The sequence below is a fragment of the Mangrovibacillus cuniculi genome, assembly GCF_015482585.1.
GTDB lineage: Bacteria > Bacillota > Bacilli > Bacillales > R1DC41 > Mangrovibacillus > Mangrovibacillus cuniculi.
Genome location: NZ_CP049742.1, coordinates 159,959 through 183,801 on the forward strand (window position 1 = coordinate 159,959; position 23,843 = coordinate 183,801).

Below are 23,843 nucleotides of genomic sequence, written 5' to 3' on the forward strand. Positions count from 1 at the left end.
TTATCTAAGTAATCATACAAAAATAAAGCACACAATGAATAAAAATTGTGCGCTATAGAGGTAGGATATAGTTGTAATGGAACTAAGGTATATGTTCTTTTTCTACGATTTTGTAAAAATTACTTCAACATCCGCAAGCTATTCAAAATAACAAGAATCGTACTTCCTTCATGACCAATGACACCTAACGGAATATCAATGATTTGAAGGTAATTAGAAAGGATCAGTAGAAAGATAACGGAAATAGAGAAGACGATATTTTGAAGAATAATCTTCTTCAGTTTCTTAGCAGTTTTCAACGTGCTACCAATAGCTTTCAAAGAATTTCTTGTTAAAATGATATCGGCGGTCTCAATCGCTAAATCCGTTCCCGTACCCATCGCGATGCCCACTTTAGCTGTTGCGAGAGCAGGACCATCGTTCATTCCATCACCAACCATGACAGTATGTGTATAGGTAGAACGTAACCTCTCTAAAATCTTTACTTTTTTCACCGGCAAACAAGCAGCGTGAAACTCATCAACGTTACAAAGCTTTGCAACAGATGCACTGGTATGGTGCGTATCTCCCGTAATCATTACCGTATAAATCCCATCTTCTTTTAAACTAGTAATAAAGGAGGATGCCTCAGGACGAATAGTGTCTTGTAACACCAGATATCCTTCCTGTCCTTGATCACTTTTCGCGAAAACTACCGTCTTCCCGTTATCCATAAATTCTTGAATAGTAGGTGTAACAGTGGCACCTGTGAACGAAGCATTTCCGACGTTCCAGCTCACATGATTTACAGAAGCGCTAATCCCTTCCCCAGGATACTCTGTTGTGTCTACCGTACGTAAAATTAAACCTCTTTCTTTTTCCATAAAAGAAGTAATTGCTGCAGCTAAGGGGTGAGCGGAGCTTTTCTCCATACTGCCTAGCAATCTGAGAAAATCATTATCTTCCATACCAGCAGGTGATTGATAATCTGTTACACGTAGTTCTCCTTTTGTTAACGTCCCGGTCTTATCAAACGCCATCACTTTTGCAAAGGCAAGATGCTCAAAGTGGTCTCCACCTTTCACAAGAACTCCCTCACGTGCACTCTTGGAGATAGCCGCAAGTGTGGCTGGAGTAATGGAGGCTACGAGCGCACAAGGAGAAGCCACTACTAACAAAATCATTGCGCGATAAAACGACTCTGTTAAACTCCAATCAAACAAGAGAACCGGTAAGAAAATCATGACAGTAACGGCCCAAAGCACAATCTGAACATAGACTTTTTCAAACTTTTCGAGGAAAAGTTGAGAAGGTGCTTTTGCTTTTTGTGCTTCTTGCACCAAAGTAATCATCTGACTAGCTAGGGTATGTTCGTGCCCAGCCGTCACTTCTACGGTTATTGCTCCTGACATATTAATGGACCCTGCGTAAACTTGCTCACCAATAGACTTTGTAACGAGTAAAGATTCACCAGTAATCGCTGCTTGATCAACTGTGGAAGTCCCGTTTACCACCCTTCCATCTAGAGCTATTTTTTCACCGGGCTTCACAAAAATCTGTTCTCCAACAGCGATTAACTCAATTGGAACAAGTTCATGATGCTCTCCTTTTACCACGATTGCTTCTGACGGTTGCATAGAAAGAAGAGAAGACAACTCTTTCGTGCTTTTCTGAAGCGTATAGGTCTCCAGTGCTCCACTCAACGCGAAGATAAAAATTAACATGGCACCTTCAAACCAGTAGCCGATAATACCAGCTCCAACTGCAGCCAGTACCATCAACAACTCTACATTGAAAGATTTTGTCTCTATGGAATCTTCAATACCTTCTTTGGCTTTAAAGAACCCCCCAATAACATATGCGAGGAGAAACAGAGTTACAGCAGCAGACTCCAGCTGATTTTGTTCTAAAATAAATGCACCGATTAACAAAAAGCCAGAGAGTATTGCTAATATCAATTCCACATGTTGATGCAACGTATCTTTCCATAACGAAAGTTGAAAGGGCATAGTAAAGACCTCCTTATTAAAATATATATTAAATTATAATAATTATAATCTAATAGTATGCCACCGTCGAAAATAATGCTCCACTATTTTGTAGCATCTTATCCATTTACACACATCTAGGTGAATATTTACTGTAAAATATAGGATGGAGGTGTATAACAGTGAAGATAAAAAATCCTATCCTAATCATTGTTTGTAGCTTAGTAGCTGGACTTCTTTTTCAGGTAGGTCTCTCCACTATTTGGGTGATTGGAGGCGTGCTCGCAGCTATGGCAATCGTTGACTTATTAGCAAAGAAGATAGGGTGGTTGAATAGGAAAGTGGCGTTTCGTTATCATGCGATGATGTATCTAGGACTGTTGGGGACAGTTGTTTTATTGGAAACTTTTTTTAACTGATTGGAGCGAATAAAAATGGACCACACAAAACTAAAGGAAATTGCCACTTCCGTTTTCGACGTACCTTCGCACTTACCTTTAACCATAGAAGATTACTTTGAAGATAAAGAAGCCTACTTTGTTTGGGAAGAGGGGATGGAGGAAGGGGTATCCGTTCGATTAGATTCAGAAGGACGCCTCCTTGCTTTGCATGCTTTTCTACATGACTCGGAGTTGCCAGAAATCTCTTTGGAAGAGCGTATAGAAATTGCGAAGGCATTTTTGGACAAGCATTATGGAGAAGAACTGTCTAGATGGACACTTGTAAAACAGGAAGCGGGGTATCTTGAATTTTGCCCTGTGATAATGGAGATCCCAATAGAGGATGCAGGCGTGACGATTCGCGTAAACAAAAAAGGCATTGTGACAGACGTATCTTATCGACCACTGGAAGTCGAGCCGAAAATCCTGAGTTATATCGCGCCGAAAGAACAGGTTCTAGCAGAGGTGAAGAAGGACATTCAACTAAAACTTAGCGTTGCTTCTATTATAAAAGTAATCCATTTAGGGGAAGTGGACCGCCTGGCGTTGGTGTATGAGTGGGATGGATTTTATCGCCCCATTCCAGTTGATGGATCAAAAGTGGATCAGATAATAGAAGAGGAATCTCAAGTGATGGTGGATCCTCCTGCGCCAACTAACAGGCTGATGAACTGGAGTGTAGAAGAGCTGATTGGTATTACGCCTGATTTAGAAAAGATTCGTGAAGGGGATATGGAAGATGTCTCCGCTGTCGTATGGCGAAAAGCGGGCTTTGAAGAGAAGGAGGGTACACTTTCAGTTGACGATTACATCCATAATAGAGCAGGGGAAACGGTGAAGGCAAAGTTTGATAAAAAATCAGGTAAACTGCAGGGGTTCTTATGGTTTATGGAGCGTGATGGGAATGTGGATTTATCTTCACAAGAATGTTTGCAACTTGCCGTGGATTACATACAAGCAATCAATCCAGAGCTACTTGAGAATTTCACTCTGAAATTAGTGGAACGAGAGAATATAAATACAGAAAAACAGCTGTTTCATTTTGAAATCTTCTTAAAAAATACTTCCTTGCAGTTACCTACTATGCTTGGTGTCAATGTTAACAAACGAACAGGCCGAGTTTATTTTTACAGTGGCATTGATATAGACCTCAAATCTGCCGCTGCCTTAGAAACCAATCCGCCGATATCTATGGAAGAAGCAGTGGAGAGAATTTCGAAAAGCTTAGACATCGAACTGAAGTGGAAAATTGACTACGATGAGGATGAGAAGTCTTACAAACTAGTTTACAAGCTTTGTGATAAGGAATCGGGAAATCCTATCCGTTACGTGGACGCTGTGTCTGGAGAGCTTATTTTAGCAGAAAGGGATTGAAGGACATGAGAAAATTAGTGATAAGATCAATGTTTTTTTCCGTGGTGCTGCATGTAATATTCTTTAATGGAACCGTGGGAGTGGAGTTACTTAAGACTTGGTTTTATGTACCGAGTGGTTTGGGAGAGCAAACGGTGTTTTTAACCGAGAACTCTGTGGCTATAGGAGGAATTTCTCCTCATGGGATGGTAGTAAGTGTGCTGGTAGTAGCGGTTTTTTTTAGCATAATAACGATAGTATTTATATCTTGGAAGAAAAATTTAAAATTTTAATAGATTTGATCTAAAGGGGAACTAAGTTGAAGAAAATCTGGTTATTTGTACTATGTATAAGTTTGGTTTTACAGGCATGTACCTCTAATGAACCTGGAATAAGTAAAATAGAAGAAATTCCGGATGATTTATCTCGTCACATGAGCAGTAACTATCGACTGCAACTCATTGTGAAGGGCGAACAAAATTACTTTGTTGTTTTTCGCTCTAATGGGGATGTAACGATGGAGCTAGGTGAGAGTGGAGACGCAGCTGTGATAGAAATTATGGAAACTAATCTTAACGAGGAAGAGATGTCAACCCCACATGTATTTGAACTAAAAACTAAAGTAGACCATTTCGGAGTAGAAGCAACAATAAACGGAGAGTCGGTACCATTTGATAATGTGGCAAATTGAGTACTTATGGTAGAAGATTCTTTGCGAGGACTTTTAGGCAGTAAAGGGAGGAAGTCGCCCTTTGAAGGATTGCGATCCCTGGTACAAAAGCGCTTAAGCCGCAGAGCGGAGAGGTCAGAACCGGGCACAAAAGCGCTTAAGCCGCAGGAGGAGGGGACGGACTCCAGCGGCAAGTCGCCAAAGCCGCAGAGAGAAGAGGTCAGAACCATGCACAAAAGCGCTTAAGCCGCAGGAGGAGGGGATGGACTCCAGCGGCAAGTCGCCAAAGCCGCAGAGAGAAGAGGTCAGAACCATGCACAAAAGCGCTTAAGCCGCAGGAAGAGGGAACGGAATCTAGCGGCAAGTCGCCAAAGCCGCCGAGCCGAGAGGGCAGAACCGTGTACAAAAGCGCTTAAGCCGCAGGAGGGAGGGGACGGACTCCAGCGGCAAGTCGCCAAAGCCGCAGAGAGAAGAGGTCAGAACCATGCACAAAAGCGCTTAAGCCGCAGGAAGAGGGGACGGACTCCAGCGGCAAGTCGCCAAAGCCGCAGAGCGGAGAGGTCAGAACTATGCACAAAAGCGCTTAAGCCGCAGGACGATGGAACGGAATCTAGCGGCAAGTCGCCAAAGCCGCCGAGCCGAGAGGTCAGAACCGTGTACAAAAGCGCTTAAGCCGCAGAGAGAAGAGGTCAGAACCATGCACAAAAGCGCTTAAGCCGCAGGAAGAGGGAACGGAATCCAGCGGCAAGTCGCCAAAGCCGCAGAGCGGAGAGGTCAGAACCGGGCACAAAAGCGCTTAAGCCGCAGGAGGGAGGGAAAGATCCCAGCGGCAAGTCGCCAAAGCCTCCGAGCGGAGAGGTCAGAACCGTGTACAAAAGCGCTTAAGCCGCAGAGAGAAGGAACGGACTCTAGCGGCAAGTCGCCATAGCCGCAGAGGGAAAGGGTCAGAACCATGCACAAAAGCGCTTAAGCCGCCAAAAGAAGAAAAACAATCCCAAACAAAAAAGCCAGAACGCACCCACGCGCTCCAGCTCCACTTTATTTTATAACATCAAACTCAACGACTGCCTCTAATCTCACATTCTGCTTTTCGCTGACACTCTCGTCATGCAAATAGAAATCCGTCGCGCCGTTGATTACGTAATGGCCATGAGGGTACTCGTCATTCATAAGACTCTTCATAAACTCCACATACTCTTCCGAATCGTGTTCCGAATACCCTCCACCCACATAACCATTCTCGCGGTAAGGTTCATTTCGCTTCAGCGTCGTTACAATATATGGTTCGTCCATAGGATAACCAATCTGATATCCTCTCGTCGTCTCCACCATATCAAAATAAAAAGGAGAAGCGGCATGCCCAATCTCCACCTCATCTAACTCCCCAACATATTCAAGCTCCGCATAAAACTCCCACGGTTCGCCTTCTTTATATACATTCTTTTCGGATACTAATCGATAAATAAAATCGCCTTCCGTAACTTCCGCTCGAACTTCTTTTACTGGTTCCTCAGCAGATGGCGGAGTCTGTGAACTTCCAGTGCTGGTTGTTCCACATGCAGTAAGAATGAGAGTTAACAGCATTAATAATAAAAGTTTTTTCATGTTGCCTCCTTGAATTTAATCACTACACTAGACGATTTTTCCAAGTAGAAGTTACAGGTACATTTTCAGAATCCTTGTTATTAAGAAATTTTTTGAAGTTTTTCATCAAACGTAGTCGGAAACTACATTTTTTGAAGTGTTCCAACATTGTCATAAAGAGTGTGTCTAATTCAGTAACTTTCTTCCATATAAATACATGATCAGATTAGGTGGGATATAATGTTAAAAAAGAGATAGGGGGAGTTAATCATGTTGGTGTTAAAAGAAAAACGCAACATCTGGCTTCTATTATTAGGACTCGTATTATCCAGTAATCTCATGCTCTACTACACCACCTTTGGGCAATCCATTGTAATCGAAGGCAGCCAAGCAGTCGTTCTAGGCTCGCTCTTGGACTTGGTCATCGTCGCACCATTATTGTGGATGGCTTACAAGAAGCAATTCACTTGGAAGCAAGCCATTCTTTTAGGTGCCGGTGGTCTTATTGCAGCAAGATTCCTCATTCCTATTCAACACCTAGAACCGTTCGTGGCGTTTACGTGGGTCGGGTTTGCTATTGAAGGGACGATTATCGCTTTAGAACTATTTCTAGTCATCTCCTTAGTTCTTTACTTACCGAAAATCACAAGTGAAGTAAAAAAATCACCCACTCCAACCGTATTTGCCTTTCCGCAATCGGTAGACCGCTACGTAAATAAAAATCCAATCGTCCACATCATTTGCACAGAAATGTTAATGCTGTACTATGCATTCGGTAGCTGGAATAAGCAGCCGAGACAAGGTATTACAATGTATAAAAACTCTAATTACCTAGCAACACAAATGATGATTATCCATGCGATTGTCTTAGAATCAGTAGGGTTTCATTGGTTTTTGCATAAGGAGTCAGCGGTTCTTTCCATTGTGCTACTGGTGCTGAATGCTTACACTGTCTTTTTCTTTTTGGGAGATATTCAAGCCATGAGATTAAATCCAACTTATGTAGAAGATGGTACCCTTTATTTATCGATGGGATTAATGAAGAGAGTAAAGATCCCTTTGACAAGTGTGGTGCGTGTAGTGGAAAACGCAGAAGAGATGAAGATTTTACGCAAGAAAGGCACCGTAGAATTCATGGCGAGTGATATGAATACACCTGAGCCTGATTTTATTATTCTTTTATCGCAGCCGGTTAAGGTGAAGTATTATTTAGGGTTTTCAAAGAAGTATCAACAAATAGCTGTTCGTTGTGACGATCCAAAAGGAATGAGGGAGCTATTAGAAGTGACAAAATGATTAAGAAGGAAATCACATCAAATAGACTTATATGGGAAAGATAGGTGGGAAGAGGAGGAAGGAATATGAGAATTAATTCACCAAATTTAGTTCGGTTAGGTATGATTTTTATTGCAATTATCTCCCTTTTTCTGTTACCAAAACAAGCACTAAAACGCTTCTTACCTACATCTATCTTTACATCCTTTTTGGTGATTTTTATGTGCACATTAGCTGTGCCCTATAAGTGGTGGAAAGTCACCGGTGGTATAAAAGGAAAAGTGCTAAATGATGCATCCTTTATTCTAGGGCCGTTTTTTGCAGGTACACTTTGGATCTTCCATCTTACATATGGGAATTTTAAGGTATATGCGTTAGTAAATTTCCTTTTTGATTGGGCATTTTCCTATCCGTTAAATCACCTTTTTCAAAAGTGGAAGCTGTACAAATTACTAAATTTTAAACAAAAACACATTCTTCTTTTCTTTACAAGTTATTCCTTTATCATATACTTTTTCCAAGGCATTATTGAGATTGGACGTAAAAACTTGAACAATTAGTTAAATCCCACTCGGTAATAGTCCTTGTAGTTTCTCTATAACAAGAAACCGTTCTCATATCTATGAGAACGGTTTTTACCTTTAACCATTTAATCGTATTGTAACCATTTACGCGTAATACTCCACCTGGATAACAGTATACGGTCTAGAAGGAAGACAATAATTAACGATGCTCCAACTAATGGCATAAGTAGTCCAAAGAGTACCATAATCACCCAAGCGCTAATGGTAACGCTTTTCGTTCTTGCTGTTGTTGGAGCCCCAGAATGCTTCTCAGGTTTTCTTTTTCTCCAAAGAACAAGTGCACTTAACACAACAAATATTAATCCAATACAAACTAACAAGCCAATTAGCTGGTTAGGTAAACCAAACAGTCGACCTTCATGTAAGGCAATTCCAAGTGTGATTGCCTTTGCCATAATACCAAAATCATCATATCGTACGTCCGATAAAACATTTCCTGAATACTGATCTAAATGAATGGTAAATGATTCTGTCGGAACTCCATGACTAGAAGATAGCGTATATACACCTGTTTCACCACGCGGGAGTGAAAGGGTATACGGTCTAGGTAATTCCATAAAACTAGCTACGTGAGAAGCATCTTCCATAGATATTGGTGTAGGCGTAGGAGAAGATGCAGGGACTGCTAAATTTTCCGATGCCCATGGTACATCATCGGCTACATCTGTTGCTTTTATTGGTGACTCTGGCGCTCCCATGAATGGATAAGCAAATGCCGGATATCCAGAGTTTGTTGCTGTTGCTAATCTGTTAATTTGTTCTCCCATTACACCAGACCATGGTAGACCCGTTAAAATCAAAATAATAGTAAAAAATGATAGCCAAAATGCTGGAACTGCGTGTAAATCTCTTAGTCGTAATTTTTTGTTTCTCCATCTTGGAATAATTGTCCCCCAGATAGAGGACTTTTTACGAGGCCACCACAGATAAAGTCCTGTAATCACTAAAATAAGTGTCCAACAAGCAGCAAGTTCTACTAAGTAGTTTGCGGCTGTCCCACCAACAAATAATTCGCCGTGTATCCTTCTAAAAATCTCCGTTACTTTTTGTTCGTTTGCTAAGGAACCTTGGTATTCACCTGTATATGGATTGACGTAAGCGGTTCTCATTGCTTCTCCATCCATATAATTAATTTGTGTGGTTTTTCTATCATCAGCTTGAAGTTGAATAGAAGTAACCATTGCAGATGGAAGAGCTAACTTTACACTGTCTATTTGCTTACTTATCGATAGTTCTGCTTCTCCTGACTCCTTCACGTAGTACAGATCGTTGTAAACCATAGATTCTATCTGTGGTTTAAATAAATAAACACCACCGCTAATCGCTAGTATTAGTACAAATGGCGCAACTAAAATTCCAGCAAAGAAATGCCAACGCCATATGGTTTGTTTCCATCCGGCAGATTTATTTTTGTTTGGTACATTATCTTGTTTTAGTTTTACTGCTTCCACTATTATTCTCCTTTACTACAACAAGGTTTAGTCATCTGCATTTCAATTGTTCTTCTGGCGCTTTCAAACGTATGGACTTCTCCACCAAATCCTTTTGTAAAACCAATTGCGTCACTTTCTGAAGAAAATAACAAAGCTTGAGGCTCACAGCACTTTAGTGGAAGAGAAGATTGTAAAACATAGTAACCCATTCTTCCGTTTATCGTTGTATCCATCAGGTAGTCTTGTCCGATTATGTTTAACACTTCTTCTTCCACATGTTGCATATGTAGTAAGGCGCAATGAGGACAACATACACTAACAACTTCTTGTGACTTTTTCACAAATTTCATCGATAATCTACTTGTTGCAGGTTTAAAACAAACGACACAGTCATTAGAAGATACAGAGCTTGTGACTTTTAGTGAAATTCCATTTGGCGTTTTTTCCACTAGTTTTTCTTCTACTAACTGATGCACATCACGATAAACTGTCATTTCTGATACATTTAAGCGCTTACTTATTTCGGATATCTTTAAATATTTTTCTTGCCTTAACCACTCTATTAACTGTTCTTTTCTTTCTGCTGGTAACATTCTCTTCACCTCTCTGTCTATTACTCTACACCATAATTGTGTGGTAATCTGTGAATATTTGTGAATATGTGGTGTCAAGACAGTGAACGCATTGTTACATATATGTGAATTAACACGTTACTAGCTATTTACACGGTGATGGAAAAATGAGATGATTATGGTAATTAAAGGAGGGACGGTACAGTATGGAACCAACTAATTTCTAATTTATTAATTGAAAAATTAATAGTCATTTTGTAAGACGTGAAAAAATTGCCTAGCAAAATAGGTTTATTTGTTATGCGCTTATGGAATGGATAGAAATTAGAAGGTACCTTACTATACTGGACTCGCGGATTATGCGGAAATGCATGCGCTTGAAGCATGTTTCTTTCCACACGTGCGTAGAAAAGACGGTAAGGAGTGATGTAGACTTCTTGTCGTCTTTTTTGTTACTTGACCAGTAACAACTCCGTGTCGGCCACGTGATGTGGCCAGCTCTTAACGGAGTATCCCTAATATAATATCCAACTAGTAAGCTACTTTCATCTTCTATTGGTCCATAAGTGACTTTGAAGGAAAGTAGGAATGAACATGTTAGAACTGAAAATTCAAGGCATCAAAAAATATATGGATTCCACGCTCGTATTAGAAAACGTATCGTTAGAGGCTTATGGTCACGAAAAAGTAGGCATTGTCGGAATGAATGGAAGTGGGAAGAGTACGATCTTGCGAATTATCGCAGGTTTGGAACCTATGAATTACTACCCAGGATATCCACAGACTACGAGTTTTGGCTATGATGAAGGACTGATCCATCGGCCGAAACACGCGACGTGTGCTTACCTCGAACAGACACCACATTACCCTAGCCATTGTAAAGTCATTGATGTGCTTAATGAAGCATTTGAGGAAGTAATGGAGCTAGAGGGACAGCTTCGCGAAATAGAGGCAAAGATGAATGAGGTAGAGGGCGTAGAGTTAGAACGACTGTTGAAAAAGTACAGCGATGTCACCCAACAATTTGAAGCCAAAGGTGGATATGAGCGAGAAGAAAAACTTGCAAAGGTGTGCACAGGGCTAAAATTTACCGAAGAGTTCCTTCAGAAAGACTTCTCGATGTTAAGTGGAGGAGAGAAAACCACTGTTGGACTAGGGAGATTGCTGATGAATAATCCTGAGGTCTTACTGCTGGATGAGCCAACCAACCATCTAGATATGGACTCGGTGGAGTGGTTGGAGGGGTTCTTGCGTAACTATAAAGGTATCGTGTTAATCGTTTCCCATGATCGTTACTTCTTAGACAATGTAGTAACAAAAATTGTTGAAATAGAAGATATGGAATCGACCATGTATAAAGGGAACTACTCCTCTTTTGTAGAGCAAAAAGAAGAAAATATGCGCATTTTATATGAGCAATACCGAGAGCAGCAAAAGAAGATTCATGGTATGCAACAGCAGATTAAAAGTTTGCGAGACTGGGCAATGAGGGCGGACAACAACAAGTTTTTCAGACGGGCAGCGAGCATTCAAAAAAGACTTGATAAAATGGAGAAGATCGATAAACCAGTGTCGGAACGAGAAAAGATGAAACTTCAATTTCATACGACAGACCGTTCGGGGAAAGAAACGATCAAGGCCATGGAGATTAGTAAACGGTATGGTGACAAAGTTTTGCTGGATGCCGCGAATGCGATCGTTCATTACGGTGAAAGAGTAAGTCTCATCGGTGCAAACGGCAGTGGTAAAACTACCTTCTTACGTATGCTACTCGAAGAAGAAGCACCCGATAGCGGTCAAGTAGCATTCGGAGCGAGTGTGAAAGCTGCTTATCTACCACAAAAATTTACGTTTACAGATGAAAATAGCACTGTGTTAGAAACGTTCCGAGAAGACTTTGATATTTTTGAAGGAAAAGCAAGAGAGTACTTGGCGAAGTTTATGTTCTTCGGTGGCAGTGTGTTTAAAAAAGTGAAACAGCTGTCAGGAGGCGAACGAATTCGCTTGAAGTTAGCGATTTTGTTATTCCAGGAAATCAATGTTTTGATTCTGGATGAGCCAACGAACCATTTGGATATCGAATCGATAGAAACGCTCGAAGCGGCTTTGGACGATTTCAAAGGTACGATCTTCTTCATTTCGCATGACCGTTACTTTATTAATAAGTTTGCAAGCAGGTTGATTGCGTTAGAGAATGCCACACTCACAAGCTATGCGGGGAACTACGATTACTACCGGCAGCAGAAGGAGAAAGAAGTGCCTGTGGTTGTAGAGAAACCGAAGAAAGTGGTGGTGCGAGAAGTTGAGAAGGCACCAAAGGTTGATCGGAAGCGAGTAGAAGAGCGAATCTTCGCCTTAGAGCAGCAAGTAGCAGAGCTGGAGAAAAAATTAGAAGATGCGACGCTCGGGCTAGAGGACATGCAGAAACTGTATGAGAAGAAGCAGGCGGCAGATGCAGAACTAGAAGCCGCGATGCTGAAGTGGATGGAGTTGGAATAGTACTTGGTATGCCGGTCACTCGGGGTGACCGGTTTTTCTTGGTTGATGCACAGAAAAATGAGGCATCTGCACACAATTGGAGAGTTGTGCACAGAAAACCGGGAGATCTGCACACAATTGGAGAGTTGTGCACACAAAAGCGAGAGGTCTGCACACAATTTAGGAGTTGTGCACACAAAAGCGAGAGGTCTGCACACAATTTAGGAGTTGTGCACACAAAAGCGAGAGGTCTGCACACAATTTAGGAGTTGTGCACACAAAACCGGGAGATCTGCACACAATTAGAGAGTTGTGCACACAAAAGCGATAGATTTGCACACAATTAGAGAGTTGTGCACACAAAAGCGAGAGATCTGCACACAATTTGGCAGTTGTGCACAAAAAAGCGAGAGATCTGCACACAATTGGAGAGTTGTGCACACAAAAGCGAGAGATCTGCACATAAATTGGAAGTTATGCACACAAAATCGAGGTAACTGCGCACAATCCGAAAGTAATGCTCAGAAAATCAAGAGAATCACACACATTCCACACCAATTCCACCCACTTTTCCAAACACAGTTATGTTCTCCCACGTTAGGTGTTATAATAGCTGAGGTAGAAATCAGACAAACTAGAAAAAATAGAGTAGCAGGAGGCACCAAATTGAGTAATCCAGAAACAATGATTGTTGATATACGAAAACTTGATGCAAAAGGCTCAGGAGAAGCGATTGTTTGGCGTGAGAATGAACACGGCAACAAGAAGAAATTAAAACTGACGATCCCACAAACTTTACCTGGCGAAAAGGTAAAAGTAACGGTAGATCGTCCAGACCGCCGTCGTCGAATCGCAGACTTAGAAGAAATCGTTGAACCAAATCCAGATCGTACAGAACCGCCTTGTCCACACTTTGTTCGTTGTGGAGGGTGTGTATGGCAGCACTGGACATACGAGGGACAATTAAATGAAAAAACGAATCACGTGAAAAAAGCGCTTGAGACAGAAGGCTTTGATCCTGAGATCGTTCAACCAACTATCGGTATGAAACAAAATCCTTGGCAGTACCGTAACAAAATGGAGTTCACTTTCTCTCCAGACGGTTCTCTAGGCCTTCACGAAGCAGGTAACTTCCGCAAAATTATCCCACTAGAAACTTGTCTAATCGCAAGCGAACAAATGGTGGAAGCAACAATGGAAGTATCCGAGTGGGTGAAGCAACACGGTTTACCTGGTTACGACAAGGACAAGCATGAAGGACTTCTTCGCCATCTAATGGTGCGCCAATCGTTCGTAACTGGCGAGTTAATGCTTGCTGTATTCGCAACGAAAGGTCCTACAGGGGAACTAGAAGCGGCAGCAGAAGACTTAAAACAACGTGTGGAAAGTAAATTCCCTCATGTGAAAAGTTTACTATGGATGGAAAATACAGATTGGGCAGACCGTACGCAAGCAGAAGACGTACACATCTTAGCTGGTCGTGACTTCATCTATGACGAAATGGACGGCTACCGTTTCCGTCTATGGTTTGATACTTTCTTCCAAACCAATCCAGTTCAAGCGCAAGTATTAGTAGACTTAGCGGTAGAAATGGGTGAGCCGAAGAAAGACGAGAAAATGATCGACCTATTCTGTGGTGTCGGTACGTTCTCACTTCCTTTCGCGACAAAAGTAGAGAAGCTTGCTGGTATTGAGATCGTGGAGACGTCTATCGAATCTGCAAAGCGTAATGCAGCGGATAACGGCATCGACAACACATACTTCCTAGCAAAAGACGCTCGTAAAGGAATTGATGAAGTGCTAGAAAGTTTCGGAGCACCGCAACTTCTCATGCTAGATCCTCCTCGTTCCGGAGCTGGCGGTAAAGTAATGCGTCGTATCGGTCGTGCACAACCGGAGCGTATCGTTTACGTATCTTGTAACCCAGATACATTTGCAACGGACATCACAGAGTTGCTACCATTCGGTTACAAGCTGAAAAAGGTTCAACCAGTAGACCTATTCCCACATACATTCCATGTGGAAGTAGTAGCATTGCTAGAATTAGATAAGTAAGATTTGGGGAGACAAGGTAGAGACCTTTGTCTCCTTTTTTGGTCCTGGTGAGTAGTGAAGAGATATCGATGGAATAAATACGCTATAACAAAAAAAGCAAAGCCACCCAGGCTTTGCTTCTCTTTTTTGGTTAAATTGCTTCCCCATCAGCTTTACGTTGCATCATATCGGCAGTAGCCGTAAACACCACGTCAGAAGAAGAGTTCAATGCTGTTTCACAAGAATCTTGTAGGACACCGATAACAAATCCTACACCAACCACTTGCATCGCAATGTCATTTGGAATTCCAAACAAGCTACTTGCTAAAGGAATTAATAATAGTGATCCACCCGCAACGCCGGAAGCACCACATGCTGAAACGGCAGCAAGTACACTTAAGATGAAGGCAGTTGCAAAGTCCACTTCGATCCCTAAAGTGTTCACAGCTGCAAGCGTTAGGACGGATATCGTAATCGCTGCTCCAGACATATTAATCGTAGCACCTAACGGAATAGAAACCGAATACGTATCTTTATTTAATCCTAATTTTTCACAAAGGTTCATGTTAACCGGAATATTGGCAGCCGAACTCCTCGTAAAGAATGCAGTAATCCCACTTTCACGTAACGCTTGAAAAACTAATGGATACGGATTCTTACGGACCGCTATAAACACAATTAAGGGATTGACAATAAGTGCAATAAAAAACATACAACCTAATAAAACAAGAAGTAATTGACCATACTCTAGTAATGCTTCCAAACCGTTTGTCGCAATGGCATCAAAAACTAAACCTAAAATACCAATTGGCGCTAGGTTAATAATCCAGCGGACTACCTTTGTCACTGCATCCGCAAAACTATTTAACGTACTCTTTGTAGCATCTGAAGCTTTTCGTAGAGCAAGTCCCAACAGAACTGCCCATGTTAGTATACCGATATAATTTGCGTTCATTAACGCACTGATTGGATTATCTACGATGTTAAATAAAACTGTTTCTAACACTTCATTCACGCCACCAGGAGGCTCAAATCCTTCTGCACCAGTTTGTAGAGAAAGTGTTACAGGGAATAAAAAGCTTGCTAAAACCGCAATGAATGCAGCAGAAAACGTTGCAATACCATATAGAATAATGACGGATTTCATGTTTGTTTTTTGCCCACTTTGCTGTTTAGCAATGGCATGTAACACTAAGAATAAGACCAAGATCGGTGCAACAGCCTTTAACGCATCAACGAATAGCATACCAAAAATGGATATCCAACTTAATGTGTCTGGAGCAGCTAAAGCTAGAATTACCCCGAGAACCATACCTATTATTATTCTTGTTACTAAGCTCCAGCTGTTCCATGTTTGGATTAGCTTTCTCATCATGTTGCCCTCCTTACGAACGATAATTGTATACCGAAATAGTATAGTTGTCATTCTAGCACGAACAATAGTACTTTTGGAAGGGACAAAGTTCAATAAGTTATAGTTTAATAATTTAGAATATTAAGATTATATAACATACTCAAATTTCAACTGAAACAACAGGATTATTATAATGAATGGTATAACCTTAAAGAGAAGGTGAGAGCATGTACGATGCGATAATTATTGGTACAGGTTTTGGTGGATTAACGGCGGCGGCAGTTTTAGCAAAAAGGGGATATTCTACCTTAACGTTGGAAGCGGCTAATGAACTTGGAGGTAGTGCGAGTAAATTTGACAGAGATGGTTATCGGTTTGCAGCTGGTGCAACAGTTGGTATGGGCTTTGAAAAGGGTGGAGTGTTTGCTCAGCTGTTTGAAGAGTTAGAAATGCCGATACCTACGATGAATAAGCTAGACACCATCATGAATGTGTATTTGCCTGATCGAAAAGTGAGTTACTACGCGGAAAAAGAGCTGTGGTATAAGGAAGCAGACCGTGTATTTGGGCAAAAAGAGAACATTCAATTCTTTTTTGAAGAAGTGTTTAGCGTAGCAAATAAACTTTATTCTTTTGTTGATAAGAAAGTCATCTTTCCTCCTGCAACACTTGGAGAATGGAAAAAGCTACTTTATTCAGTGGATGTAAAAACGTTGTCTCTTGCCCCTTTTTTGACGAAATCCGTCTATGATGGTTTAGTTAAGTATAACTTGCATACGAATAAAGAATTCATGACTTTTATCAATGGCCAGTTGATGGATAGTGTCCAAACAACAGCTGAAAGAAGCCCGGCTTTACTTGGTTACATGGCGTTAAGAGTTTTTCATAAAGGGGCTTATTATGTAAACGGTGGCTTAGCTTCCGTTATACATGCATTAGCAGATTCGATTGAGCAAAATGGTGGTGACGTAAAGAAGCGAAAGCGAGTTGTTTCTATTAAAAAACAGTCAAATCATTGGGTTGTCGAGACCAAAAGAGGAGAACAATTTAAAGCTAAGAAAGTCATCGTCAACGCGCCAATTCATAACATATTTACGTTACTTTCTGAGGAAGCTCAAAATGGATTGGCTGTTAAACAAGAAAAAGAAGAACGCCAAGAATCATGGGGAGCGTTTACTTTATACGTTGGAGCAGAGGAAGGCTTTTTAGATGAGTCTTCTTATTCAATACCATTCCATCAATTCATCGGGAGTTATGATCGTCCATTATCAGAAGGCAATCAGTTTTTATTCTCTATCTCTCAGCCAGGAGATACACTTTTTGCTCCAGTAGGTAAGAGAGCCATTACGATTTCTACACATACCGAGGCAAAACAATGGTGGAACAGAAATCAGTATGATGAGCTAAAGAAAAACTATACAGACCGCATTCTTCAAACAATCGAACGAACTTATCCTACATTTAAAGAACAAATAGAAACCAATCTTCCAGGCACCCCTGTTACGTTTCATCGCTATACACAAAGGAAACTAGGGTTAGTAGGTGGGTATGTACCTACGAGTAAATTCAGTTTATTCAAAGCTTACTCGCCTAATTCTGGCATAGAAGGTTTATGGTTGTGTGGAGACACTGTTTTCCCAGGAGCCGGTTCACTTGGGAGTAGTCTGAGTGGTTGGACGGTTGCAAATGAAATAGGTAACAAGAGAGCAGGTAGCGATTAAGTGCTACCTGCTCTTTTCCCTTTAATCGACATTTCCTAGGAAATAGCGACAATATTTCACAGGGAATTATTCTATAAAACTACCAACATCGACATGAGTTGCTATGTTATTGTTTAAAATTTCTAAAAAATATATTTTTTCCATTTTTACCTTACAATGAACTTAGAGAAGAAAGGGGGCGTAAAGATGAATTCTTTCCGTCAGTTAAAAGATCTAGATCGCAACGTATGGATTCGTTTCTTTGGAGAAGCAATTAATGGTATTGCGTTTATGATGCTGATGCCGTTTTTTGCATTATATCTAAAAGATCGTGTAGATTCGCTGTTTCTAGTTGGTTTAGTTATTGCTGTCGCGCCAATTGCATCAGTTGTAGGAACGATGGTTGGAGGAAGATTAGCTGATCAATATGGTAGAAAACCAGTCATGGTATGGTCCATGATAGGGAATGCCATTGTGATGTCTTTATTTATAGTAATAGATTCTTTAATAGGATATATCATTCTCTCCGCTTTTATGGGCTTTTTTAATTCGTTATTTCATCCAGCAGCCTCTGCAATGGTGGCAGATGTCACAGCGCCAGAGAAAAGAACAGAAGCGTTTGGGTTATTAAGGTTAGGACACAACATAGGCGCAACAATTGGGCCATTAATTGGTGCCGCTATTATCGTAGTTTCTAAAAGTGTAATCTTCTTCATAGCTGCTACAACGGTATTTATTTATGCAATTGTGGTCGCGATTTTCATATATGAGAGTTTACCAAGTAAAAAAGAAGGCGAAAAAGAGAAAGAAGAGGAATTACCATCTCCACTTAAAGTGTTGGTACAAGACAAGATTTTACTAATCTTTATCGTGACGGGAATCGTCATTTCCATGTCCTTTTCTCAAATGGAAGGAATGTTACCTCTACATTTTGATAAGGAATTAAAACATTTAGCACCAGAACAAAATCCATTTCCATATCTAATGGCTTTCAATGGATTGTTGGTCGTGTTATTCCAATTAGCTGTTTCCAGTTGGGCAGCAAAGAGAACAGTAGGGTTCGTAATGATTATCGGTGCAGCATTATTTGGACTAAGTCAAATTGCAGTTGGTTGGTTGCCATTAGTATTTTTTGCAGGAAAGACAGAATTTTGGACAATTATCGCGATTATGCTAGTTATATATACTTTTTACACATTAGGAGAAATGTTAATCACTCCTGTGCAAATGACCTTTATCTCTAATATTGCTCCAGAGCATTTACGTGGAACCTACATGGGAGCATCTGGATTGCAATGGATAGTTGGTGGTGCAATTGGACCTTTACTATCAGGTTATTTGTTAGATCGTTCACTAGGAAACATTATGTTTACAGGACTTGGCATTGGATGTGTCATTGCTGGCTTTGTCTATGTTACCATAGATAAAATGGTGAGCACTGCGCGTGTTGAGGAAGAGATAGTAAGTGTGGAAAGCTAATAGTAACCCAGTTTACTAAGGGGGAATTGCATGATTTTTGAAACGGAACGCTTAGCCATTCGTTTCATCACGGAAGAAGACGCTTCATTTTTATGGAATCTACTTAAAGACCCGACCTGGGTAAAATATATTGGGGACAAAGGATTTACCAGTGTAGAAGAAGTAAAACAATATATCCAAGACGGCTTTATTCTTATGTATGCAACATATGGGCACGGATTGTACGTGGTTGAACAGAAAGATTCTGGAAAGCCTGTCGGAATCTGTGGCATTGTGAAACGAATCGGATTAGAGCACCCCGACCTAGGATTCGCTTTCCTTTCTGAATTTCAAGGGAAAGGATATGGATTCGAGGCATCGCAAGCTACATTAAAGTACGGAAAAGATTTTTTAAAGATGAAAAAGATCCTTGCCATTACTACACGTGGAAATGTAGCATCTGCAAGAGTTTTAGAGAAGTTAGGTATGATTAAGGTTGGAGAAACCATGTTACCTAATCAAGATAAGCTTTATGATTTATATGAAGAAAAGTGCCTAGAAGAATGAAACTTATTCTACTAGGCATTTTTTTGAATGTACTTTTTTAGTTTTGGCCTAAACTCTCCTTAATTTAACCCGCAGAACACTGAGATAGTAATAAAATGCCCCCTACAATGATAATCAAGGTGACGATTTGCGTTAAACATCCTCCATCAGTTAAGTATCTCATATCACCAAACATGGAGCGGTCCACGGCATCTCTATGGTCACCTATGGGATTTTTATCTTTTTTCAAATTCCCCACCACCTTATAGGTGAATTATACAATTTCTTGGTATAATAAATGAAAAATTCTCAAAATTGGAGAGAAAATGATGACCATTACATACGAAATAAATAAACCGATTCTCGCAAAAGATTTAGCCAGCCTATTCAAGAAATCCACCATCAATCGCCCGATAGAAGACGAAGAAAGACTGGACAAAATGCTGCAATATGCTGATTTAACAGTCACTGCATGGGATCGTAACACACTAGTAGGGATTTCGCGTTCCGTTACGGACTTCGTCTATTGTTGTTACCTATCTGATTTAGCGGTGGATGAAGCATATCAGAAAAAAGGGATTGGGAAGGAATTAGTGCGACTGACAAAAGAAGAGTTGGGAGAACAAGTTTCTTTAATTTTATTATCAGCGCCAACAGCTATGGACTACTATCCGAAGATTGGGATGGAGATGTTGGATAATGGTTTTGCTATTAGGAGAGAAAGATGATTCCTCCTAATAGAATACTTCTTTTCTGCCTATTGTTTAGTTGCATTATTTTGTCTAGCAGCGTAGTTTTATTAACTACACCATTCCTTTTTGTGAAAATAATTAATTTGCTATCCATTATTATATTATCTGGTATGGTAGGTGCGTTTATTCGTGAATATTTCATACTAAAATCACAAAATAAAAATAGCTGACGCAACAAGTGGTCAGCTATTATTTGGTTAATAATGTACCACTTTACCCGATTTCGAGGATTCATACGCGCATTCGATCATTCTTGTTAAACCTGTAGCAGCTTCTATATTATAGTAGCGAGATGGAGTAAAATCGGAACGCTGAATAGCTTGAATAAACTCCACTATTGGCTTTTTTTCCTCTAAAAGAAACGCTTCTTTTGGCACAGGTGACAATTGCTCAAATCCTTCTACGTGAAAAGACTGAAGAAATGCGCGGAAATTTTCCGGCTTTGTTCCATTCACAATAAGGGATCCTTCTGTACCAACGATCTCTAGTAAGTTATCCATTTTTCCAGAAACAAATGACGTATGAGCTGTTCCAATTGCGCCACTTTCAAACTCGACAACAGTTGTAGAAATTTCATCGCTGCCTGTTCCCTTTAACTCGTTCATTAGGCAGGATACTTTCTGCGGCTTACCTAGAAAATGAGGTAACAAATATAGTCCGTGGCACCCTAAATCTAGCGTTACTCCGCCACCTGTTTGTGATTTGTCAAACCAATAGCTTGGAAGCATGTTTTTATCCAAAGCTGCTTGATGTGCACGTCTGAAGTAAACCGAGGTGATCTCGCCTAGCTTTCCATCATCTATTAAATGCTTAGCATAACGATATGGCCCAATTTCTAATGACTCTAACGAAATGATGAAATGGACACCATTTTCCTCCATCGCTTCTTGTATTTCCACACAGTCTTCTACACTTAAGGCTAATGCTTTATCCGTAAAGATATGTTTCTTTGCTTTTGCCGCTTTTATAATGACTTCTTTATGCTTAACCGTCGCACACTCAACCATGACGGCATCAATCGTTGGATCAGCTAATACATCCTCTAAATTTGGATTAAATGATGTAGCAAACGAGTCGGCAAAAGCCTTGCCTCTAGTCACATCATCATCCCAAACAACAGACAGTTCTGCACCGTGCTTTAATGCCTCTGTAACAAATCCTCCCGTATGTACATGCCAAGCGCTTAATAATGCTAGTTTAACCACAATTTTTCCCCCTTTTTTCTTCTCCCTGTTAAAAATTAATTTTCTGCACAAGCTACTAGAAAGCTTTTTTACATAGGAGGTGAACCTTGACCGATTTGGTCTTGGATAACTTGATTATACTAAATCTTTTTCTAGTCGCGGTATTAATAGCATTGACAGCATTCTTCGTGGCAACAGAATTTGCAGTGGTAAAGGTAAGGGGAACGCGTATTGAACAATTGGCGGAAGAAGGAAACAAATCCGCTTTAGCAGCACAAAAAGTACTGGATAACTTAGATGGCTATCTCTCCGCATGCCAATTGGGTATTACCATCACAGCATTAGGTCTTGGTTGGCTTGGGGAACCAACTATCGAGCGAATTCTGCATCCCGTATTTGAGGAACTGGCTGTACCAAGCTCTGTTTCACATATATTATCTTTCGGAATAGCTTTTTCTTTAATTACTTTTTTACATGTAGTAATTGGTGAACTAGCACCGAAGACAGTGGCGATTCAAAAAGCAGAACAAGTATCATTGTTGCTTTCGAGGCCATTAATTTTGTTTTATAAAATTATGTATCCATTCATTTGGGCGCTAAATGGCTCTGCTCGTTTTCTTGTAGGAGTGTTTGGAATCAAATCAGCTTCCGAACATGAGGTAGCACACAGTGAGGAAGAGCTTCGCATAATCCTTACGGAGAGTTACGAAAAAGGAGAAATCAATAAATCTGAATTTAATTATGTAAATAAGATTTTTGAATTTGACAACCGTGTAGCAAAAGAAATAATGGTTCCAAGAACGGACATGGTCGTATTAGATTTGCACGATCCAATCGAAGAAGTGTTGGAAACATTTAAAGAGGAACAGTTTACTCGTTACCCAATTGTAGATGGGGATAAAGACCTCATTGTCGGAATGTTAAACACAAAAGAAATCTTTACGGATTATATTCACTTTACACCAAACCAGATACAGACATTTATTTTAAAAAAATATGTACGCCCTGTCTTGAAAGTAATTGAAACAATTCCAATCCATAATCTATTGATGAAAATGCAAAAAGAACGAAAACACCTTGCTGTTTTAATAGATGAGTATGGTGGGACCGCTGGGCTAGTGACAGTGGAAGATATCCTAGAAGAGATTGTTGGGGAGATTCGAGATGAGTTTGATCAAGATGAAAAACCCCAAATACAAAAGATATCTAGTCATCAATACATTTTAGACGGAAGAGTACACATTAGTGATGTCAACGAGCTTTTTAATTTGACCATTGATGATTCGGAGCTAGATACCATAGGTGGCTGGATCTTAACAAAAAACATCGACATTGAAGTTGGCGAAACTGTTGTAGAAGATCATACTGAATTCACTGTTCTTGAAATGGATGGGAGAATGATTAGAAGTATGGAGGTTTCGGGAAGATAGCTGTGCTTTGTTAGTGCGGGATTATTTTTTCCATCTAATGACCCTTGTGAGGAATTGGAAGAAAAGTTACAATTATCACAAGGGAGTGTGATCATTATGTTTAAAAAATTAGCAGCAGACGCATTAGGACTATCTGATATCGGAAAGATTATTTCCCCACAAGACTATGATAAAACAGATTCAGACGACTACGTTTTTGAAGAGGACTCGGAGAAAATCTACTTCTTGATCAAGACAAAAGCGGATGAGTATTGCTTCACAAACTTAGCGCTAATACACGTAGATGGAGAAAATGCCATCTCATCTAAACGTACACTTAAGCGTTACCCTTATGCAAAATATCCTATCTCAAACGTATTCCTAGAAACAGCTGGTAAAGTGGACCTAGACGTAGAAATTAAATTCCGTATGGGAAATGTGGATTTTGATATCGACGTTCACAAAGAACAAATCGAACTACTAAAAGACCTATACAAAACATTACTTCGCATTGCTGAAATGGTAGAAGAAAACAACACGCGTTTCGGCTTCGCGGAAAACAGCCTGCAAAACGCTGCAAAGGTACTAACAAGCTCTCGTTCCGAAGAGCAATCCTTATCTGCAGAATTTAAACAAATCACCGAGTACGGCTTCTCCTTCCTAGAGGAAGCACACCAAAACTACCGTCGCAAAGACTTCGGCGCGGTGTTTGAAAAGTATTTAAATAATTAATTATGATAGACCAGGCATTGAGCTTGGTCTTTTTTGTGTTCGTGAACAGTAACAACTTAGCTCATGTTGAGAGAGGATGGCGGCTTAAGCGCTTAAGCCGCCATGCGAGAGAGGGAGTGGAGGCGACAAAAAGGCTAAGTCGCCATGCGGGGGTGACAGGGAAGGCGACAAAAGGGTTAAGCCGCCATGCGGGGGAGGAAAGGAAGGCGACAAAAGGGTTAAGTCGCCATGCGGGGGAGGAAAGGAAGGCGACAAAAGGGTTAAGTCGACATGCGGGCGAGGAAAGGAAGGCGACAAAGCGATTAAGTCGCCATGCGA

General features: G+C 40.6%; 21 protein-coding genes. 14 read left to right on the forward strand and 7 right to left on the reverse strand.

From position 1 onward, the window contains the following. Window positions 1-119 precede the first annotated feature (119 nt). Window positions 120-1,988 carry a heavy metal translocating P-type ATPase gene (locus G8O30_RS00830; protein ID WP_239673128.1) on the reverse strand — a complete coding sequence of 623 codons (1,869 nt, stop codon included), beginning with the start codon at window positions 1,986-1,988 and terminating at the stop codon, window positions 120-122. Window positions 1,989-2,149: 161 nt separating this feature from the next. Between G8O30_RS00830 and G8O30_RS00835 the strand changes: the two genes are divergently transcribed. From G8O30_RS00835 to G8O30_RS00850, 4 genes are read left to right on the forward strand one after another with little or no spacing between them, the layout of a single operon-like run. Next, a complete protein-coding gene (locus G8O30_RS00835) occupies window positions 2,150-2,386 on the forward strand; it encodes a hypothetical protein (protein ID WP_239673129.1) in 237 nt (78 codons plus the stop codon). Window positions 2,387-2,401: 15 nt separating this feature from the next. After that, window positions 2,402-3,781 (forward strand): DUF4901 domain-containing protein, encoded by a 1,380-nt coding sequence (locus G8O30_RS00840; protein WP_239673130.1) that lies wholly within the window; start codon window positions 2,402-2,404, stop codon window positions 3,779-3,781. Window positions 3,782-3,786: 5 nt separating this feature from the next. Next, window positions 3,787-4,053 carry a hypothetical protein gene (locus G8O30_RS00845; protein ID WP_239673131.1) on the forward strand — a complete coding sequence of 89 codons (267 nt, stop codon included), beginning with the start codon at window positions 3,787-3,789 and terminating at the stop codon, window positions 4,051-4,053. 26 nt (window positions 4,054-4,079) lie between these two features. Beyond that, entirely contained in the window at window positions 4,080-4,451 is a 372-nt protein-coding gene (locus tag G8O30_RS00850; RefSeq protein WP_239673132.1) for a hypothetical protein, read from the forward strand. A gap of 1,017 nt (window positions 4,452-5,468) precedes the next feature. On the opposite strand, the gene G8O30_RS00855 is transcribed toward G8O30_RS00850, so the two are convergent. Further along, on the reverse strand, window positions 5,469-6,035 hold the full coding sequence (locus tag G8O30_RS00855; protein ID WP_239673133.1) for a hypothetical protein: 567 nt from the start codon (window positions 6,033-6,035) through the stop codon (window positions 5,469-5,471). A gap of 249 nt (window positions 6,036-6,284) precedes the next feature. Between G8O30_RS00855 and G8O30_RS00860 the strand changes: the two genes are divergently transcribed. Beyond that, a complete protein-coding gene (locus G8O30_RS00860; RefSeq protein ID WP_239673134.1) occupies window positions 6,285-7,310 on the forward strand; it encodes a beta-carotene 15,15'-monooxygenase in 1,026 nt (341 codons plus the stop codon). A 65-nt stretch (window positions 7,311-7,375) separates the two neighbouring features. Then, a complete protein-coding gene (locus G8O30_RS00865) occupies window positions 7,376-7,849 on the forward strand; it encodes a hypothetical protein (RefSeq protein WP_239673135.1) in 474 nt (157 codons plus the stop codon). An 89-nt stretch (window positions 7,850-7,938) separates the two neighbouring features. Here G8O30_RS00865 and G8O30_RS00870 read toward each other — a convergent pair whose 3' ends face one another. Continuing rightward, a complete protein-coding gene (locus G8O30_RS00870; RefSeq protein WP_239673136.1) occupies window positions 7,939-9,324 on the reverse strand; it encodes a PepSY-associated TM helix domain-containing protein in 1,386 nt (461 codons plus the stop codon). Window positions 9,325-9,326: 2 nt separating this feature from the next. Continuing rightward, window positions 9,327-9,899 (reverse strand): DeoR family transcriptional regulator, encoded by a 573-nt coding sequence (locus G8O30_RS00875; RefSeq protein ID WP_239673137.1) that lies wholly within the window; start codon window positions 9,897-9,899, stop codon window positions 9,327-9,329. A 573-nt stretch (window positions 9,900-10,472) separates the two neighbouring features. On the opposite strand from G8O30_RS00875, the gene abc-f reads away from it, so the two are divergent. Then, window positions 10,473-12,377, forward strand: a complete 1,905-nt coding sequence (abc-f, locus tag G8O30_RS00880) for a ribosomal protection-like ABC-F family protein (RefSeq protein ID WP_239673138.1) — start codon at window positions 10,473-10,475, stop codon at window positions 12,375-12,377. 663 nt (window positions 12,378-13,040) lie between these two features. Next, window positions 13,041-14,411: a 23S rRNA (uracil(1939)-C(5))-methyltransferase RlmD gene (rlmD, locus tag G8O30_RS00885; RefSeq protein ID WP_239674454.1), complete on the forward strand. Its 1,371-nt coding sequence runs from the start codon at window positions 13,041-13,043 to the stop codon at window positions 14,409-14,411. Between the two features lie 130 nt (window positions 14,412-14,541). Here rlmD and sstT read toward each other — a convergent pair whose 3' ends face one another. Further along, complete coding sequence (sstT, locus tag G8O30_RS00890; protein WP_239674455.1) at window positions 14,542-15,762, reverse strand: serine/threonine transporter SstT; 1,221 nt, start codon at window positions 15,760-15,762, stop codon at window positions 14,542-14,544. A gap of 209 nt (window positions 15,763-15,971) precedes the next feature. Here sstT and G8O30_RS00895 point away from each other — a divergent pair, with 209 nt between their 5' ends. The 3 genes from G8O30_RS00895 (at window position 15,972) to G8O30_RS00905 (ending at window position 19,469) form a co-directional block, all read left to right on the forward strand. Then, window positions 15,972-17,465 (forward strand): phytoene desaturase family protein, encoded by a 1,494-nt coding sequence (locus tag G8O30_RS00895; protein ID WP_239673139.1) that lies wholly within the window; start codon window positions 15,972-15,974, stop codon window positions 17,463-17,465. A gap of 186 nt (window positions 17,466-17,651) precedes the next feature. Continuing rightward, window positions 17,652-18,923, forward strand: a complete 1,272-nt coding sequence (locus tag G8O30_RS00900) for an MDR family MFS transporter (protein WP_239673140.1) — start codon at window positions 17,652-17,654, stop codon at window positions 18,921-18,923. 30 nt (window positions 18,924-18,953) lie between these two features. Continuing rightward, window positions 18,954-19,469, forward strand: coding sequence for a GNAT family N-acetyltransferase (locus G8O30_RS00905; RefSeq protein ID WP_239673141.1), 516 nt, complete (start codon window positions 18,954-18,956; stop codon window positions 19,467-19,469). A 64-nt stretch (window positions 19,470-19,533) separates the two neighbouring features. Here G8O30_RS00905 and G8O30_RS00910 read toward each other — a convergent pair whose 3' ends face one another. Beyond that, entirely contained in the window at window positions 19,534-19,698 is a 165-nt protein-coding gene (locus G8O30_RS00910) for a hypothetical protein (protein ID WP_239673142.1), read from the reverse strand. 76 nt (window positions 19,699-19,774) lie between these two features. Here G8O30_RS00910 and G8O30_RS00915 point away from each other — a divergent pair, with 76 nt between their 5' ends. After that, entirely contained in the window at window positions 19,775-20,176 is a 402-nt protein-coding gene (locus tag G8O30_RS00915; RefSeq protein WP_338040651.1) for a GNAT family N-acetyltransferase, read from the forward strand. Window positions 20,177-20,397: 221 nt separating this feature from the next. Here G8O30_RS00915 and G8O30_RS00920 read toward each other — a convergent pair whose 3' ends face one another. After that, a complete protein-coding gene (locus G8O30_RS00920; protein ID WP_239673143.1) occupies window positions 20,398-21,405 on the reverse strand; it encodes a Gfo/Idh/MocA family protein in 1,008 nt (335 codons plus the stop codon). 110 nt (window positions 21,406-21,515) lie between these two features. On the opposite strand from G8O30_RS00920, the gene G8O30_RS00925 reads away from it, so the two are divergent. Both G8O30_RS00925 and G8O30_RS00930 read left to right on the forward strand, forming a co-directional pair. Continuing rightward, on the forward strand, window positions 21,516-22,814 hold the full coding sequence (locus G8O30_RS00925; RefSeq protein ID WP_239674457.1) for a hemolysin family protein: 1,299 nt from the start codon (window positions 21,516-21,518) through the stop codon (window positions 22,812-22,814). 96 nt (window positions 22,815-22,910) lie between these two features. Further along, on the forward strand, window positions 22,911-23,525 hold the full coding sequence (locus G8O30_RS00930; RefSeq protein ID WP_239673144.1) for a PH domain-containing protein: 615 nt from the start codon (window positions 22,911-22,913) through the stop codon (window positions 23,523-23,525). Window positions 23,526-23,843: the final 318 nt, after the last annotated feature.

Coding starts and splice junctions, on each gene's coding strand:
- G8O30_RS00830 (WP_239673128.1), bottom strand. CDS start 1,988: ATGCCCTTTCAACTTTCGTTATGGAAAGATACGTTGCATCAACATGTG.
- G8O30_RS00840 (WP_239673130.1), top strand. CDS start 2,402: ATGGACCACACAAAACTAAAGGAAATTGCCACTTCCGTTTTCGACGTA.
- G8O30_RS00845 (WP_239673131.1), top strand. CDS start 3,787: ATGAGAAAATTAGTGATAAGATCAATGTTTTTTTCCGTGGTGCTGCAT.
- G8O30_RS00855 (WP_239673133.1), bottom strand. CDS start 6,035: ATGAAAAAACTTTTATTATTAATGCTGTTAACTCTCATTCTTACTGCA.
- G8O30_RS00860 (WP_239673134.1), top strand. CDS start 6,285: ATGTTGGTGTTAAAAGAAAAACGCAACATCTGGCTTCTATTATTAGGA.
- G8O30_RS00865 (WP_239673135.1), top strand. CDS start 7,376: ATGAGAATTAATTCACCAAATTTAGTTCGGTTAGGTATGATTTTTATT.
- G8O30_RS00875 (WP_239673137.1), bottom strand. CDS start 9,899: ATGTTACCAGCAGAAAGAAAAGAACAGTTAATAGAGTGGTTAAGGCAA.
- abc-f (WP_239673138.1), top strand. CDS start 10,473: ATGTTAGAACTGAAAATTCAAGGCATCAAAAAATATATGGATTCCACG.
- rlmD (WP_239674454.1), top strand. CDS start 13,041: ATGATTGTTGATATACGAAAACTTGATGCAAAAGGCTCAGGAGAAGCG.
- sstT (WP_239674455.1), bottom strand. CDS start 15,762: ATGAGAAAGCTAATCCAAACATGGAACAGCTGGAGCTTAGTAACAAGA.
- G8O30_RS00895 (WP_239673139.1), top strand. CDS start 15,972: ATGTACGATGCGATAATTATTGGTACAGGTTTTGGTGGATTAACGGCG.
- G8O30_RS00900 (WP_239673140.1), top strand. CDS start 17,652: ATGAATTCTTTCCGTCAGTTAAAAGATCTAGATCGCAACGTATGGATT.
- G8O30_RS00905 (WP_239673141.1), top strand. CDS start 18,954: ATGATTTTTGAAACGGAACGCTTAGCCATTCGTTTCATCACGGAAGAA.
- G8O30_RS00915 (WP_338040651.1), top strand. CDS start 19,775: ATGATGACCATTACATACGAAATAAATAAACCGATTCTCGCAAAAGAT.
- G8O30_RS00930 (WP_239673144.1), top strand. CDS start 22,911: ATGTTTAAAAAATTAGCAGCAGACGCATTAGGACTATCTGATATCGGA.